The sequence below is a fragment of the Pseudoalteromonas sp. MTN2-4 genome (assembly GCF_042848605.1).
Classification (GTDB): Bacteria; Pseudomonadota; Gammaproteobacteria; order Enterobacterales; family Alteromonadaceae; genus Pseudoalteromonas.
Map to the genome: position 1 here is coordinate 38,407 of NZ_BTGK01000006.1, position 15,974 is coordinate 54,380.

Annotated in this window: 12 protein-coding genes; all 12 read left to right on the forward strand. The window is 36.8% G+C overall.

Features of this window, described 5'->3' with window-relative positions; translation table 11 throughout:
* The first annotated feature begins 125 nt into the window (after nt 1-125).
* Entirely contained in the window at nt 126-1,241 is a 1,116-nt protein-coding gene (gene wecB, locus ACGHEH_RS14605; RefSeq protein ID WP_390446573.1) for a non-hydrolyzing UDP-N-acetylglucosamine 2-epimerase, read from the forward strand.
* Nucleotides 1,242-1,340: 99 nt separating this feature from the next.
* Nucleotides 1,341-2,600, forward strand: a complete 1,260-nt coding sequence (wecC, locus tag ACGHEH_RS14610; RefSeq protein ID WP_390446575.1) for a UDP-N-acetyl-D-mannosamine dehydrogenase — start codon at nt 1,341-1,343, stop codon at nt 2,598-2,600.
* Between the two features lie 40 nt (nt 2,601-2,640).
* Nucleotides 2,641-3,822 (forward strand): hypothetical protein, encoded by a 1,182-nt coding sequence (locus ACGHEH_RS14615; RefSeq protein ID WP_390446577.1) that lies wholly within the window; start codon nt 2,641-2,643, stop codon nt 3,820-3,822.
* Nucleotides 3,812-4,303 carry an acyltransferase gene (locus tag ACGHEH_RS14620; protein WP_390446579.1) on the forward strand — a complete coding sequence of 164 codons (492 nt, stop codon included), beginning with the start codon at nt 3,812-3,814 and terminating at the stop codon, nt 4,301-4,303. The genes ACGHEH_RS14615 and ACGHEH_RS14620 overlap by 11 nt, the downstream gene beginning before the upstream one ends.
* 185 nt (nt 4,304-4,488) lie before the next feature.
* Nucleotides 4,489-5,583 (forward strand): oligosaccharide repeat unit polymerase, encoded by a 1,095-nt coding sequence (locus ACGHEH_RS14625; RefSeq protein ID WP_390446581.1) that lies wholly within the window; start codon nt 4,489-4,491, stop codon nt 5,581-5,583.
* Nucleotides 5,584-5,625: 42 nt separating this feature from the next.
* Nucleotides 5,626-6,807, forward strand: coding sequence for a glycosyltransferase family 4 protein (locus ACGHEH_RS14630; protein ID WP_390446583.1), 1,182 nt, complete (start codon nt 5,626-5,628; stop codon nt 6,805-6,807).
* A 64-nt stretch (nt 6,808-6,871) separates the two neighbouring features.
* Entirely contained in the window at nt 6,872-7,579 is a 708-nt protein-coding gene (locus ACGHEH_RS14635; RefSeq protein WP_390446585.1) for a WecB/TagA/CpsF family glycosyltransferase, read from the forward strand.
* A gap of 265 nt (nt 7,580-7,844) precedes the next feature.
* Nucleotides 7,845-8,948, forward strand: coding sequence for a UDP-N-acetylglucosamine--undecaprenyl-phosphate N-acetylglucosaminephosphotransferase (wecA, locus tag ACGHEH_RS14640; protein WP_390446587.1), 1,104 nt, complete (start codon nt 7,845-7,847; stop codon nt 8,946-8,948).
* Nucleotides 8,949-9,441: 493 nt separating this feature from the next.
* The gene (locus ACGHEH_RS14645) at nt 9,442-11,577 is read left to right on the forward strand and encodes a YjbH domain-containing protein (protein WP_390446589.1); all 2,136 of its coding nucleotides are present in this window, start codon (nt 9,442-9,444) and stop codon (nt 11,575-11,577) included.
* A gap of 419 nt (nt 11,578-11,996) precedes the next feature.
* Entirely contained in the window at nt 11,997-13,166 is a 1,170-nt protein-coding gene (locus ACGHEH_RS14650) for a nucleotide sugar dehydrogenase (RefSeq protein WP_390446591.1), read from the forward strand.
* Nucleotides 13,167-13,526: 360 nt separating this feature from the next.
* Nucleotides 13,527-14,903 (forward strand): MBL fold metallo-hydrolase RNA specificity domain-containing protein, encoded by a 1,377-nt coding sequence (locus ACGHEH_RS14655; protein ID WP_390446968.1) that lies wholly within the window; start codon nt 13,527-13,529, stop codon nt 14,901-14,903.
* Nucleotides 14,904-14,980: 77 nt separating this feature from the next.
* On the forward strand, nt 14,981-15,856 hold the full coding sequence (gene galU, locus ACGHEH_RS14660; RefSeq protein WP_390446593.1) for a UTP--glucose-1-phosphate uridylyltransferase GalU: 876 nt from the start codon (nt 14,981-14,983) through the stop codon (nt 15,854-15,856).
* The last annotated feature ends 118 nt before the right edge of the window (nt 15,857-15,974 follow it).

The following is a 15,974-nucleotide window of genomic DNA, read 5'->3' on the forward strand; positions in this document are numbered from 1 at the left end:
CAGATTGAATCAGATACAAATCAGCATTTAAGCTGTAGCAGCGACGTTATGTCGCGACAGTAAAATTTAACTAACCTCTTGAACTCGTCTCAAGAGTAAAAACATAAACAAATAAAGGAACACCTGTGAAAGTTCTTACAGTATTCGGCACAAGGCCAGAAGCAATCAAAATGGCACCACTCGTTCACGCGCTAGCAAACGACGAGCGCTTCGACGCGAAAGTTTGCGTAACAGCTCAGCACAGAGAAATGTTAGATCAAGTCTTAGAGCTTTTTAGAATTACGCCTGACTACGACCTAAACTTAATGAAAGCAGGCCAAACTTTACCTGAAGTTACAAGTCGTATTTTATTAGAGCTAACACCTGTCTTAAAAGAGTTCAAACCTGATGTGGTTTTGGTACATGGCGACACCGCCACTACTTTCGCAGCTAGCCTTGCCGCTTATTATGAGCAAATTGCGGTAGGTCATGTTGAAGCCGGTTTACGAACAGGTAATATTTACTCGCCTTGGCCAGAGGAAGCAAATCGTAAACTTACAGGTGCTTTAACAAAGTTCCATTTCGCACCTACAGAAACATCAAAACAGAATCTATTAACTGAAAACTACAGCGAAGAAAATGTTTTCGTAACCGGCAATACGGTGATTGATGCGTTATTGATGGTCAAATCACAAATTGAAGACAATACTGATTTATCTTCTACACTGGCAGCACAATTCCCATTTTTAGATGAAACCAAAAAACTTATCTTAGTTACAGGACATCGACGTGAAAGCTTTGGTGGAGGTTTTGAACGAATTTGTGAAGCACTAGCGCAAACTGCTAAAAAGCACCCTGAAACGCAAATATTATACCCAGTTCATTTAAACCCAAATGTGCAAGAGCCTGTAAATCGCATACTTGCCGATGTTGACAACGTTCACTTAATCGAGCCACAGCAATACTTACCTTTTGTATACTTAATGAACAAAGCGCATGTCATTTTAACCGACTCGGGTGGTATTCAGGAAGAAGCCCCAAGTCTTGGTAAGCCTGTATTGGTGATGCGTGATACAACCGAACGACCAGAAGCGGTTGATGCCGGTACAGTTAAACTTGTTGGTACAAACGTGGGTTTAATTACCTCGTCACTAACAGAGCTACTTACAAGTGAAAGTAGTTATGCTGAAATGAGCCGAGCGCACAACCCTTATGGTGATGGTAATGCGTGCTCTCGAATTTGTGATATTTTGGCTAACTAAAAAAACATACTAAGAGTTTAATTTTGCTTACAGCTTACAGCTTACAGCTTACAGCTTACAGCTTACAGCTTACAGCTTACAGATTTATAAAGGGTTATCATGTCTTTTGAAACTATTTCAGTAATTGGCCTTGGTTATATAGGCCTACCTACAGCAGCAATGTTTGCCTCACGCAAAAAGAAAGTAATTGGTGTAGATGTAAATCAAAATGCAGTCGACACAATAAACCGTGGTGAAATTCATATAGTTGAGCCAGAGCTTGACATGATAGTGCACGCTGCAGTAACCGAAGGTTATTTGAAAGCAACAACAACTCCTGAAGCTGCAGATGCGTTCCTTATCGCAGTACCTACCCCTTTTAAAAATAATGATTCTGAAATTCCTGAACCCGATTTGGCTTATATTGAGGCGGCAAGTAAAGCTATTGCACCAGTTTTAAAGAAAGGCGATTTAGTAATCTTAGAATCAACTTCTCCAGTTGGCGCTACGGAGCAAATGGCTGAGTGGTTAGCTGCTGCACGTACTGACCTAACCTTTCCGAAAATGCATGGTGAAAACTCAGATATCCGAATTGCGCATTGTCCTGAGCGAGTATTACCAGGTCATGTTGTTCGTGAGTTAGTAGAAAATGACCGTGTAATTGGTGGCATGACATCTAAATGCTCAGAAGCTGCGATTGAACTTTACAAAAATTTTGTTGAAGGCGAGTGTGTTACTACTAATGCACGAACCGCTGAAATGGCTAAGTTAACAGAAAACTCTTGCCGAGATGTTCAGATTGCATTCGCAAATGAGCTTTCAATTATTTGCGATAAGTTAGATATTGACGTGTGGGAGTTAATATCATTAGCTAACCGTCACCCTAGAATTAATATTTTGCAGCCAGGCCCTGGAGTTGGTGGACACTGTATCGCTGTTGACCCTTGGTTCATTGTTAGCAAGACTCCAGAAGAAGCACAGATTATACATACGGCTCGTAAAGTAAATGATGCGAAGCCTGAATGGGTTATTAATAAAGTAAAATTAGCTATTTCTGATTTTCTACTGGAAAACCCTACGAAAGCGGCACAAGATGTTACGGTTGCTTGTTACGGCTTATCGTTTAAACCGGATATTGATGATTTGCGTGAAAGTCCAGCACTAAATATTACTAAGAGCATAGTTAATATGCACTCAGGAAAAGTTGTAGCTGTTGAACCAAATGTTAGTGAATTACCAATTTCATTAAAAGACTTAACGCTTGTAGATTTTGATACTGGTGTAAAAGCTGATATTCATGTTCTATTAGTTGATCATAAAGAATTTAAATTATCTACTATTGACAGTAAATATCTTGTAGATACAAAAGGTATCTGGTAGGTGCTGCTTTGCACTTATCAGATGTTTTTAAGGGGGTAAAATGCCTTTGTTTCGGTTAATTAAAGCTAATTTATCCCTTTTAGTTATGTTTTTTTTTGCAGGTTGTTTTTTCTTATCTAGTATATTAGCTAAGAAAATACTTAATGATGAAAGTTTTTATCAATATAATCTGCTAACAACAATATTTTCAATGTCTTTCACTTTTTGTTTTTTGGGAAGTGAGCAGCTTTTTTTAAGATTAGGGAAAGCTTACAACAGTAAATATCATATTTCTTACAAAGTAATAAAACTGATGCTCATAACATGCATTCTTTTTGTTTTTGTTTGCTTTTTTTGTTTGAGGGGGACTTTTTTTGAAGAGGCCCATTCTTTTTATTTTTTATTTATACCTTTATTCTCGGCTTTGTTTATATTTACATATAACTTTTTTAGAGTGCAACATCAGTTTTTTTTGGCGCAAATTATTAATAATTTGTGGAAATCAGGCTTATTGATTGCAGTGATTTTTTCGTTAGTGTATGAATTCTATTTTGTAAGCAATGTTTTGCTTACATTGGTAATGTTGTTTTCACTTTTCATGTTATATGTAAATAGAGACTCGCTAATAATTAATGATGAAGCTCTGCCTAAAAATTGGAAGCAATTGTTTCTCGGATTTTCACTCTCACTTTTTGTACTTTTGTTAATAAATAACTTAGATAGATTAGTAGTAGAGAGTTATTTATCGAAAAATGCTTTTGCTGGCTATGTTTATTTAATTACACTACTTATTATGCCGTTTAGTATTTTATCATCATATTATGGCTTTAAAGAAGTTGCATTTTTGAAAGTTAAATATAAGAAGCAGGAGTTCGAACGGAAGCTAGTTAAAGTGTCTTTGATTTCTTTTTCTCTATATCTAGTATGGTTTTTTATTATTTATTCTTTAAGGACTCATATAGAGATTGCGGTGGAGATTGAGTTTTTAATACCTTGCTTAATTATTGTTGTATTTAAGTCCTCTTACTCATTGGTTTCTTCGTTATTTGGTTTGAAATCGTCATTTAGAGAAATGCTTTTGGTTAATATTTCAACACTACTGATCGTGTTTTTGCTTTTTTCATTAGTTATAAAGCTAGGAGTTAGCTATTTGTATTTACTTTATTCTATGGCAGGTGTGTGGCTTTTTCGGTTTTTTATTTTTTATTTCCAAACAAGAAAGGTAGCTGAATATGAGATATGAAGTCATACTATGGTACTCTGCATTTTTGAAAGCGATACCTGGAAATATTGGTGTAGCGATACGCAGAAAGATGCTGCCTTCTAAAATAGGAAGGAATTCTAAAGTTTGGGATAATGTTCAGATTGATTCACCTTCGAAGTTAATAGTTGGAGAAAATACCTCAATTAATAGAGGGGGGGTATTGAATTGTGGAGGAGGAGTTCAGATAGGGAATAATGTATTAATTGGTCCTTCAGTTACTATTTATTCTCAAAATCATACTTATAAAAGTAAAGATACCTTAATTAATCAGCAGGGTTATAATAAAGGAAAAGTTATTATTGAAGATGATGTGTGGATAGCTGCTAATGCCACAATATTACCAGGGGTGACTTTGGCAACAGGTACTGTAGTTGCTGCAGGTGCTGTTGTAACAAAAAATTCAAATCAATATACCGTTTTAGCTGGGGTGCCAGCAAAAGAAGTTTCTAAACGCTTATGAACTCCTTATCTATAGCTAAGATTCCAATATTATTTGTTATTTTCTCAATATTCATTCTGTTTGAATTGACTTACACTGGGGTTTACGCACTTTTCCTACTACTTTGTATAACTTTGTTAAGCCGTAGTAACCATAACTCAAATGTATTTTCAATATTTTGCTTTGTTTATTTTGGCATAGGTTTGTTGAATATTTCAACACTTAGAGGGACTGTTTCCCTAGAAAGTATCCAAATAATTTTTATTTATTTAAGCTCTTTATTGCTACCTCTTGTTTTTTTTCATAGGAAAAAAATTGATAGTTTATCTCACGAACTACATATTTCAGTTTACGGTTACTTCTTTCTTGTGATACATATCATTTTGGCATATTTAGTTTTAATTTTTATTTATGTCAAAATTGGGAACGTTTTCTTTAATCAGAGCCTAAGGTTAAATGTTCCAGTTTGGGCAGGATATGTGGTTCGATCTATTTTGATTATTCCATTAGTAATCACAGTATTGTCAAACTCAAAATACCCATTATTTAAAAACAAAAAAATAATTTACTTGCTTTGTTACTGTCCTTGTATATTGATAGGTGCAAGAGGAACAGCAATTACATTTTTATTGTCACAGTTATTGCTTTTCATCTTGTTGCAGGAAGGGTTTAAAAGCTCAATACAGTTACATACAGATGACTTTAAGAGAAAGTTAAGAAAGCGAAATGTTATTGGGTTGGGGTTATTTATTTTTACCATTGTAGTATCTGGTTTTTACCTAAGGAGAACAGGAGGGTCAATTTATGCCTCTCCTCAGGAGCTTATTGACTTGTATTTCAGTGTTGATTCGATTTGGCTCTATTTGATCATGCCGTTCTATTTTGCTTTTAGAGAAACCGTAGGTATCACGAATACAATCATCGTTAATTCAATTACCAATGTTGAGCTAATCCCACTTTTTGTTGCTGATATTTTTACAGTTTTACCGGGTGACTATAAAGCGGCGGGTCAATCACTTGGGGATCTAGTTGGTAGAGTGGGGTCAGGTGGTCTAACTCCTGGTATTATAGGTGGCTTATATATTGATTTTGGCATGAGCGGTGTGTTTTTTGTGTCTATTATTTCTTTTTTTTTAGGGTACTCATTCTATAAAAGCGGGGGGAGTAAGCGTTACTGTGTTATATATTCTATATTTATATTTCAATATATTCATCTAATTCACCGAGGCTTCCTGAAGCCCGAGTATTTAACTTTTATTATTATCGCCACCTTTTACTTGCTTTTTTTGAGCAAAGAGTAATGGTAGTTTCAATTCTTAATTCAGCTTCAAAGTATATTATTTATGAAAATAGCTCATGTAGTGTATCAATGTTTCCCGAACATTTCTGGTTCAAGTACGAGAACCAATCATATATTAGAAGCTCAGAAAGCCCATGGGTTTGAACCATTAGTTATCTCATCACCTTGCCAACCCCCAGAGGACTTAGCTAAAACCGTTGGTTGCGAGATGCTAAATGGTGTCAAGCACTATAGAACTTTCTGTTTTTCAGGGTTGTCTGTAGGTGGAAAATCAACTATTTGGGAAAAAATAAAAAAGGTTATTGCATTTCCTTATTTCGTATATAAGCTTTGGCGCTTTTGTTTAGTTGAAAAACCTGATGTTTTGCATGCTCATGCGATGTTCTATTGTGCTATATCAGCGATAATAGTTGGGAAACTGTTAAAAATTCCTACAGTTTATGAGGTTCGCAGCATATGGTATGCCAATTCAAACTCTCAGCAAAGTTCACTTTTAAAGAAATTAGCTATAAAAGCGGAGCATTTTGCTATACGTTTTAGCAACTCTGTAATTGCAATTAGTGATGGAATAAAGTCTGAATTCAGTGATATTAGGGAAGATATTTATATAGTACGTAATGCTATTCGTGAAGACAGTGTTTTGGCGGAACCTAAACTTTCTTCAGAGTTTAAACGTTTCGGATATGTTGGTAGTGTAATTGAACTGGAAGGCTTGAATTATGCGATTGATGCATTTGCCCAATTAAAAAAAGCACACCCAGATATTCAATTCCATATTTATGGTGGTGGCTCAAAGCTTGATGAGTTAAAAGACCATGCACTCAAAGTGAAGTCTCCGACGGTTTTCCATGGCCAGATACCTCCCTCAGAGGTTCATAGATGTTATGATGAATTAGATTGTATAATTAATTGCAGAAACGATGAGTTGGTTGCCCAGTTAGTTACCCCTTTAAAACCTCTTGAAGCGATTGCCTTGAATAAAGTTCTCATATGCAGTGATGTTCAAGGGTACATGGAAATCATTGGAGGAGATAATCATGCCATTGTTGTTAAGCCTAGAGACTCTGACAGTATTGTGACGGCTGTTGAATATGTTTTGAATGTAAGTAGTTATGATGCACTTATAGAAAAGCTTTCTTTGGCTAGAGCGTATATTGCTGAAAATCGGACTTGGGAATCGAATATGGCTGTTCATACTTCAATATATGAGAAACTGTTGTCATAAAACAATATGTTATTAATCGAGAGGTAAGGCTGCTTTAGCTTTACTAGTATTCCTTGAGGGTAGAATGCATCACACTAAGATATCAGATATTCCTGTAAATTGTTTTGAAACAATGGATGAGGCTGTACAATATATAGCAAAATATGGGCAGGGGAAAATTGCTGTTGCCATTAACCCAGAGAAAATACTTGCATCTTTAAATTCTGAGAATGTTAGGGAGGTTTTATTAGATGCAGATATTCGTTATTTAGATGGAATAGGGGCAGTTAAAATTGCTGAGTCTAAATTAAGAAAAAAATTAAAACGGATACCTGGATGTGAGTTGTGGGAAGCTTTAATGGTTGATGCTGGAAGCCGTGCCCGCTCAGTGTACCTTTTGGGGGCAGATTATGAGGTTGTTAATAAAACTAAAATAAAGTTGGAAAAAGATTACGGAGTCAATGTGGTTGGTTTTTCTGATGGCTATTTTAAAAATGATGACGAAATAATAAAAGAGATATTATTACATAAGCCGGATATTTTAACTGTTGCTATGGGGTCGCCGCGACAGGAGTTATTTATGAGTAAATGCAGAAGTGCTGGATTGTGTTCATTTATGATGGGGGTTGGTGGTACTTATAATGTCTTTGTGGGAGTAGCTGATCGCGCTCCTAATTTTTGGTGTCAGTTAGGACTTGAGTGGCTATACAGGTTATTAAAGGAACCAAGTAGGTTCACAAGGCAGGCTAAGCTTTTGAAGTTTATATGGCTTGCTTTTAGGAAGAAGTTATAAAAGCCAATAGTTTGTGGCTATGTGCTTTGTACTTTCAACCTTTTTGACTCAATTCAATTGGCATTTGTTTCTAGCATATTTAGATTATTTTGTATTACACATTGTTTGAATCTTTCTTTAACTTAGTGTACTTTTGATAAGCGTATAGTTTATTTTTGTTGCTGCTAGTAGTTTAGATTTGTACGTACTCGCTCGTGAGAATCTTAAATTTAACAATGTTTTTCTAAATTTAATTCTTTACAGGTAGTTGAATTTAGTTTGGATAATGGAAACCATGTTTTTAGATCTTTTTTTTACTTTCCTTATGTCTTTCGCAGTTTTATTCTTGATGAGGAAAGTAGCTCGCCATATTGACTTAGTAGATAAACCCTCTGGTAGAAAAGAGCACACAGGCAATATTCCATTGATAGGTGGAGTATCAATATGCGTTATAATCATACATTATATTTACTCCCACCCAAATATGATAATGCACTCTAACCTATATATGATTTCTATAGCTACCTTGACTGCTATCGGTGCTTTAGATGACCGTTTTGATTTAAGCGTCAAGATCAGAATGCTAGTTCAAGCATTAGTTTCAGTTTCAATGATAGTATTTGCGAAAGCGGAATTGTTCACTTTAGGTAATATTTTTGGATTCGGTGTTGTTAGTTTTAACAATAGTTATTTTGGGTGGGTAATCACAGTTATCGCTGTTATTGGTTGTATAAATGCTTTTAACATGGTTGATGGTATTGATGGGCTACTTGGTGGTTTGTCTGTTGTGACTTTTAGTTCGATCGGGTTGTTATTATTTGCGGTCAATGAGAATAGTTTAAGTTATCTGTGCCTTTTGTTGGTAGTTTGTATGTTCCCATATATTTTAATGAATCTGGGATTAGTCGGCAGAGAGCGTAAAGTTTTTATGGGGGATGCTGGGAGTATGCTGATTGGATTTACTGTAATATGGCTTTTAATAGGTGCAAGTCAAACCCATGGCACCCCTTTGATCAGACCAGTTACTGCATTATGGCTTATCGCGGTTCCGTTGATGGATATGACTGCGATCATGATTCGTCGTATAAAACAGGGTAAATCGCCATTTAAACCAGACAGAGAGCATTTACACCATGTATGCCAACGATTGGGCTTTAGCTCCACCCAAACATTACTATTTATTTGCACCGTGGCTACTATTTTTGCAAGCATTGGTATTTTGGGAGAGTTATTTTCTGTCCCTGAGTTTATTATGTTCTATGGGTTTTCTATAGTTTTTGCTTTGTATTTATATGCTTTATTAAATTATGAAAATATTTTAAGACCTATATATAAGTCGGCAGATAGTCTTGATAGTAGTGCTAAAAGAGTTGACTTTGATAGAAGTTAGTGAACTAGGCAGTGTAAATAAGATAGTATTTTGAAATTTATTCTTTGTCTCGCTAATTATATCGTTTTGTGATAGGACCTTTTTTTGCTCAAATCTTCTTTATAAAGACGTTAATTAGTTTTTGAAAATCTTAGGAAATAGCTAAATCATATAAGTAGCTTGCCTTTTTGGTTTTCAATTAATTACTTCAATTTTAAAAAGCAACCTTTTGCATTATCAATTTAATAGATTACTTGAATGGTATATAACTTTTGTTAGTTTGCCCGAGTGTTGGTAAAGTGCTTTAATTCAGACCGTTTCTATACCACCAACTTCCAAGGAATTTGGTTATTGAATTGATAAAAGTGAGAACATTTAAGAAATAAGTATTTTACCAAACGTACTAAAGTCTTGATGCTTTAAAATCTTGATTTAAAAAACGCTAGAACGCTTGTAAGAATAGTTATTTTAGATTTACTTTGCTAAGTAATTTAATGTTACATTAGGAAAAATAATGCCGACACTAAACTCGTTAATTTTCATTTTCTTAGCCACGTCGAGTGCTAACTTATTGGCTAGTGAAGCTAAACAATATCAGTCTTTCGCTGGTTACACAGGCCTGATTAATGTACCTAATGCTAGTATACTAAGTACAGGTAGTGTAGACATAGGTTACAACAACCAACTTGATCTTCGTGGCACTAACTACATGGATGGTCATAATTTCGTGTTTTCAGTTGGCTTGTTTGATGGCTTTGAAATGAGTGGTCTCATTGCATCTAATACTATTCATGACAACGGCTTTGGTGATGGCTTTGGTCAAATAAGAGATTTATCTTTTAATGCTAAATATCAAATTCCTTTTATACCAGATGACTGGTTTTTTCTAGCTATTGGCTCTAAGGATATAGGAGGGGCAAAAAACTACTACAATACACATTATTTAACTGCTTCCAAAAGATTAGGAGATTTTAGTATAACAGTTGGTGCTGGAAGTAGTGATAGTATAATTGAGGATATGAATGGCCCATTCGGTGGTATTGAATGGATGCCAGTAGATTGGTTTGCATTACAAGTTGAGCATGACGCTGAAGCGGTTAATGCTGCAGCGCGTTTAACAGTTCCAAAAGAGTGGTTATTCGATTTAGGTGAATTAACTTTTACGAGCCGTTTTTATAGTAATACCAATTACTCAGAAAATGACAGCACATATTATGGTATTAACTTCACCATGCCGCTATCTAGCCAAGCACGCAATAATTATAAAGAGATTAAACCTGCGCCTACTATTCTTGTAGCGAAAAACTCAGGGCCTTCAGATTTATCTAAACCAATCGTAGTTAACCAAAGAGAGCCAGAGCTTAAAAAGACAGTAATTACTAAGAAGTCAGATAAATCGGAAGCTTATAGCGCTCAGGTTAAGAGTAAACAAAACGCTTCTTTGAGCAGTCAAGTACACCGTTTAAAACTCGCTTTAATAGAAGATGGCTTTGAAAACATCAGTATTGGGTTTAACGAAACACCAAGTGTGGTAGTTAAGTTCGAGAACAGAGTATTTAATCGTAATGATTTAGATGCATTGGGCCTTGTGATGGGTCGAATCGGTGAGTTTATTACCAAAGAACATGCGCGCTTCTTAATTCAGTTAGAAAAAAGCGATATTGGTTTATTGAATATTCAAGGTTCTGTTGATAATTATCGTCAGTTTATTGCTGAAGGGGTAAGCCCAGATCTTGATGTTCGCCAAGGCAGTGTTTCTACACCATCAGACATGATGTGGGTGGGCAATACCGCAGAGCAGAGTCCGTACTTTTTACCTCGAGTTACTTTCTCTCCTGCATTAGCTGCAACTTATGCTACTGAACTGGGAGTATATGACTTTTCACTCGCGCTTCGTGCTGATGTTGAAGTACCGCTATGGAAAGGTGCGGGCGTAAATGTGACCATGCAAAAAGTGGTTGCTGATACTGAAGACTTTGAAAAAGGTGATACATTTGAAGGCCGTAGATTAAAAGGTGGTCTTAATCAAGCTGTGTTTTATCAGGCTGTTGAGCTACCATTTAATATCTATAACTTAACTCAAGTTGGTATGTTCAGAGACTATTTTGACTACTATGGTTTTATTAACGAAACCACTTGGCTAAGTTCTGGTGGTCGTCACCAATTAAGTGCGAATATCGCTAAATTTGAGTATCAAGATTATGAGGTTTCTCGTGATTATCACTTATTAGAGTATCAATTTAATTGGTCAGAGCAAGATATCACTTTACATGCCAGTATGGGTAAGTTCTGGGCACTTGATGAAGGTGTAAAAGTAGAAAGTCGTTTCTGGTTTGGTGATAGCTATATTGCGATTTATGCGGCCGATACAGCTTCGCAACAAGTAGGTATTGCGTTTAGTATTCCTTTGAGTCCACGTAAAGACATGTCTGTTACACCATATGGGCAAATTAAAGGCAATGAAGCGTGGCGTCATGGGGTAACAACTCGTGTAGGTGAGTCGCATAATGCGTTGGTGAGAGGCCAAGCTTCGAAAATGTATACGCGTATTAATATGGAACGTACATTCTTGAACCAAGGTCGTAACTCTAGTAGTTATGTGTATGCGAATTTAGCAAGATTAAGAGAAGCTTATTTGACTTATAAGTAAGATTCTAAAAGTTATAAGTTGCGAGTTAGCGAGCGTGACGTTTGCTAGCCAACGAGCTTAGTATAAGGCGCGGTTCATGTTTGTGAAGCGCGCTTTTTTGTGCAAAATATACGTTGCGAAGCAAGATTATTTTTGCGCAATGTAAATGAGTAACCTTAACAAGCTACTACAGAGTACTCAATTTGTAGCTTTGTAGGCCGTTATTTATGGCGGCAGTGTGATGAAACATACGCGAGCACTGAGTTTATGTCGTGCATTTAGTTTATAACACCAACTTAAAAAATTTGTTGCGCTAAAGCACAACCTACAGGCGTTTTATTTCCATCTTATAAAGCTACAAATTTTAATTTTTATATAACTAGATGAAACCATGACATTTCCTATACTTATATTATCAGTGTAATGTCCAAGGACTTTGTATGGCAAAAATAACAGTAGTTGGTACAGGTTATGTCGGGCTATCTAATACGCTTTTGCTTGCAAAACATAATCAGGTTATAGCGTTAGATATAGATGAGGTGAGAGTAGAAAAGCTCAAGCAAAGAATAGCGCCATTCTCAGACAAAGATATTGAGCAGGTCTTATCTAATAATGAAATTCAATTCGTAGCTACAACGAATAAGCTTGAGGCTTTGGCCGGTGCAGAGTATGTCGTTGTTGCAACACCTACAGACTATGATCCTGAAAGTAACTTCTTTAATACAGCTTCAGTGGAAGCGGTTATTGATGACGTTAAGTCTTTAAACCCAAATGCTATTGTTATAATTAAATCTACTGTGCCAGTGGGTTTTACTGAGCGTATGAAGGCTGAAAAGTGTTGGGGCAACATTATTTTTTCACCTGAGTTCTTAAGAGAAGGCAGAGCGCTTTTCGATAATTTGTACCCTTCAAGGATCATTGTTGGTGAGAAGTCTGAACGAGCAGAAAAGTTTGCTTCATTGTTACAACAAGCTGCATTAAAAGATGATGTGCCATTGCTTCTATTACCGTCAACTGAGGCAGAGGCTATTAAATTATTTTCAAATACTTATCTTGCAATGCGAGTCGCTTACTTTAATGAGCTTGATAGTTATGCTGAGTCTTTTGGTTTATGCTCAAAGGAGATTATTGAAGGCGTGGGTTTAGACCCCAGAATTGGAGACCATTATAATAACCCTTCATTCGGTTACGGTGGTTATTGTTTACCTAAAGATACTAAACAGCTATTGGCAAACTATGAAATAGTACCTAACAACATGATTAAGGCGATTGTAGATGCAAACCGCACCCGCAAAGACTTTGTAGCTGAAAGCGTCTTAAAATTTAAACCGAGTACCGTTGGAATATATAGACTCGTTATGAAAACAGGCTCCGATAATTTTAGGGCTTCTGCAATACAGGGGATAATGAAGCGTATAAAGGCTGAGGGAGTTGAAGTGATTATCTATGAGCCTAGTTTAGAAGCCGATAGTTTTTATAATTCAAAAGTTATTTCTTCACTTGAAGAGCTAAAACTAAAAAGTGATGTGATCTTATCAAATCGAATGGTTGAAGAGCTTAGAGATGTTGAACATAAAGTGTATACAAGAGATATTTTTGGGTGTGATTAAAAAAGAGCAAAAAAACTTTAAGCTGAAGGAACAAAGTGAGTGTATCTCTCAAGGCATTTCTAAAATTGGTTGGTCTGTGATTAGTAGTTCTTTATTTATGGTGGCAATTTAAAACCTTTGTTGCGCTAAAGCGCAACCTACAGCCAATTGGTTTAGTTGTTGTGTAGGTCGTCGTTTACGGCGAAAAATAAAAAACTTTGCTGCGCTAAAGCACAACGTACTATATGTCGGGTTATTGAGTTATTATTAAATTTACTTCTCCATCAACCATCGTTTTCTTCACTTTACCCAAATCTGTAACTCAGATATTGTTGTTCCTGTTTGAAAAAGGAGCATATTATGCCAAACGGAGATGGCGAAATAATTATAAAACACCATGGTGCAACACAAGGCGTAACAGGTTCTTGTCATGAGCTCGTTATAAGCGAGCTATCTAGCTTGCTTATTGATTGCGGCTTGTTCCAAGGAGAAGAATCCCGACAATCTTTAAATATCGAATTTGATATCAAAACCGTTTCTGCTCTTATCATCACTCATTGTCACATTGATCATGTTGGTCGTATTCCTTACTTGTTAGCCGCAGGGTTTTCCAAACCTATTTATTGCACGACAGCAACGGCCAAGCTACTGCCACTTGTGATTGAGGATGCACTTAAAGTTGGTGTTACACGAGAGTCTGCGTTAATTAATGCTTGTCTTAAGTTGTTAAAATCACTATTAGTTCCCATCGAGTTTAATCAATGGCACGAAATTAATTTAAGCTGTGGTTCTGAGGCTAAAATACGGTTTAAGCGTGCAGGGCATATCTTGGGTTCTGCGTATGTTGAAATCGATATAGTGCAATGGCATGAACAATACAAAAAGCCTAAACGTATTGTTTTTTCTGGTGATTTAGGGGCGCCTCATACGCCTCTTTTACCAACGCCTAAACCGCCCTATAAAGCCGATGTGCTCGTACTTGAATCGACTTATGGTGATAAAAACCATGTTGCCAGAGAGCAGCGAACTAAAAATCTAAAACAAGTGATTGAGAAAGCGGTTAGCGATAACGGTGTTGTGCTTATACCAGCTTTTAGTATTGGTCGAACCCAAGAGCTACTCTATGAACTTGAACAAATTATGCATAGTGCACCTAAAAAGTCAGTGTGGCAGAGTATTGAGGTAATTATCGACTCACCTATGGCGGCCAACTTCACTGAATTTTATCTTGAATTTAAAGACCTGTGGGATGCCGAAGCAAAACGCCGCGTAAAACAAGGTCGCCACCCTTTGGACTTTTCTAGTGTCGTCACAATAGGTAGCCACAAAGAGCATGTTGCAGTGGTGAATTATCTAAAAACGCGAAATAAACCTGCGATTGTAATTGCCGCTGGCGGTATGTGTAATGGCGGGCGAATAGTGAATTACCTAGAAGCATTCTTACCTGACCCCAAAGCCGATGTTTTATTTGTGGGTTATCAAGCTAAAGGCACTTTAGGGAGAGACATTCAGAAATATGGTCCGAGAGGGGGTTATGTAGCTATTAATAACCAACGTGTAGATATCAATGCTGGGATCCATACTATCAGCGGCTACTCAGCCCATGCTGATCAAAATGGCTTGTTAAGATTTGCAAGTAAGATGCGGCACCCGCCGAGAGTTATTAAACTAGTTCATGGAGATGATAAATCTAAGTCGACCTTAAAAGGTGAATTTGAGAAGCTGCTACCAAATACCTTGACTGTAATTCCAAAATAGTTATGTCATTTTCTTTTTTAAGAAACATAGCTAATATAAATGTAACTAACAGATTTTAAATATAAAGTAGGTTTTTTATGAAAGCGGTTATTCCAGTGGCGGGGCTTGGCACTCGCATGCTTCCGGCTACGAAGGCTATTCCCAAAGAAATGCTGCCTATAATAGATAAGCCGCTAATACAGTTTATCGTTAGCGAATGTATAAATGCTGGGATCAAAGAAATAGTGCTAGTAACTCACTCATCTAAAAATGCAGTAGAAAACCACTTCGACACAAGCTTTGAACTTGAAGTCACGTTAGAAAAGCGAGTTAAAAGAACCCTTTTAGATGAAGTTCGCGGTATTTGCCCTGCCGATGTCACTATTATGAGTGTACGCCAAGGCGAAGCTAAAGGACTTGGTCATGCGATTATGTGCGCGCGCCCCATCGTTGGAGATGATGACTTTGTTGTCGTACTGCCAGATGTGATCTTAGACGAGTACACTGCAGATCAAAGTTCAGAAAACCTGGCAGCGATGATAGCTCGTTTTAATGAGTCACGTGCTAGCCAGATCATGCTTGAACCTGTAGCACAAGAAGATGTGAGTAAATATGGTATTGCTGATATCAATGGCGCAGAGTTGAATCCAGGAGAAAGTGCGCCAATTAAAACGATGGTTGAAAAGCCTGCGATTGAAGATGCGCCTTCAAATCTTGCAGTGGTAGGGCGTTATGTGTTGTCAAAAAGTATATGGCCACTTCTGAAGAAAACACCAATTGGTGCGGGAGGTGAAATTCAACTAACCGATGCCATCGATATGCTTATGGCTCAAGAGGTTGTAGAAGCATTCCACATGAGCGGTCGAGTTCATGATTGTGGCGACAAAATGGGTTACCTAAAAGCCATTGTTGAATATGCGATGCGTGACGAAACGCTAGGCCCTGAGTTCACTAAGTTTTTAAAAAGCCTTTAGAAGATAGGGTTTATTGGGCTAAATTACACATGCTCCTTATTTAAAAGTGATATATACCACCTTTTATGTTTGTCACATGGTCTCAATACCATGTGACAAGTTGTCGAATGCTTATGTA

Bases quoted from the DNA above. Each gene is read 5' to 3' on its own strand.
- ACGHEH_RS14645 (WP_390446589.1), top strand. From the start codon at position 9,442: ATGCCGACACTAAACTCGTTAATTTTCATTTTCTTAGCCACGTCGAGT.
- wecC (WP_390446575.1), top strand. From the start codon at position 1,341: ATGTCTTTTGAAACTATTTCAGTAATTGGCCTTGGTTATATAGGCCTA.
- wecA (WP_390446587.1), top strand. From the start codon at position 7,845: ATGGAAACCATGTTTTTAGATCTTTTTTTTACTTTCCTTATGTCTTTC.
- galU (WP_390446593.1), top strand. From the start codon at position 14,981: ATGAAAGCGGTTATTCCAGTGGCGGGGCTTGGCACTCGCATGCTTCCG.
- ACGHEH_RS14620 (WP_390446579.1), top strand. From the start codon at position 3,812: ATGAGATATGAAGTCATACTATGGTACTCTGCATTTTTGAAAGCGATA.
- ACGHEH_RS14615 (WP_390446577.1), top strand. From the start codon at position 2,641: ATGCCTTTGTTTCGGTTAATTAAAGCTAATTTATCCCTTTTAGTTATG.
- ACGHEH_RS14650 (WP_390446591.1), top strand. From the start codon at position 11,997: ATGGCAAAAATAACAGTAGTTGGTACAGGTTATGTCGGGCTATCTAAT.
- ACGHEH_RS14635 (WP_390446585.1), top strand. From the start codon at position 6,872: ATGCATCACACTAAGATATCAGATATTCCTGTAAATTGTTTTGAAACA.
- ACGHEH_RS14630 (WP_390446583.1), top strand. From the start codon at position 5,626: ATGAAAATAGCTCATGTAGTGTATCAATGTTTCCCGAACATTTCTGGT.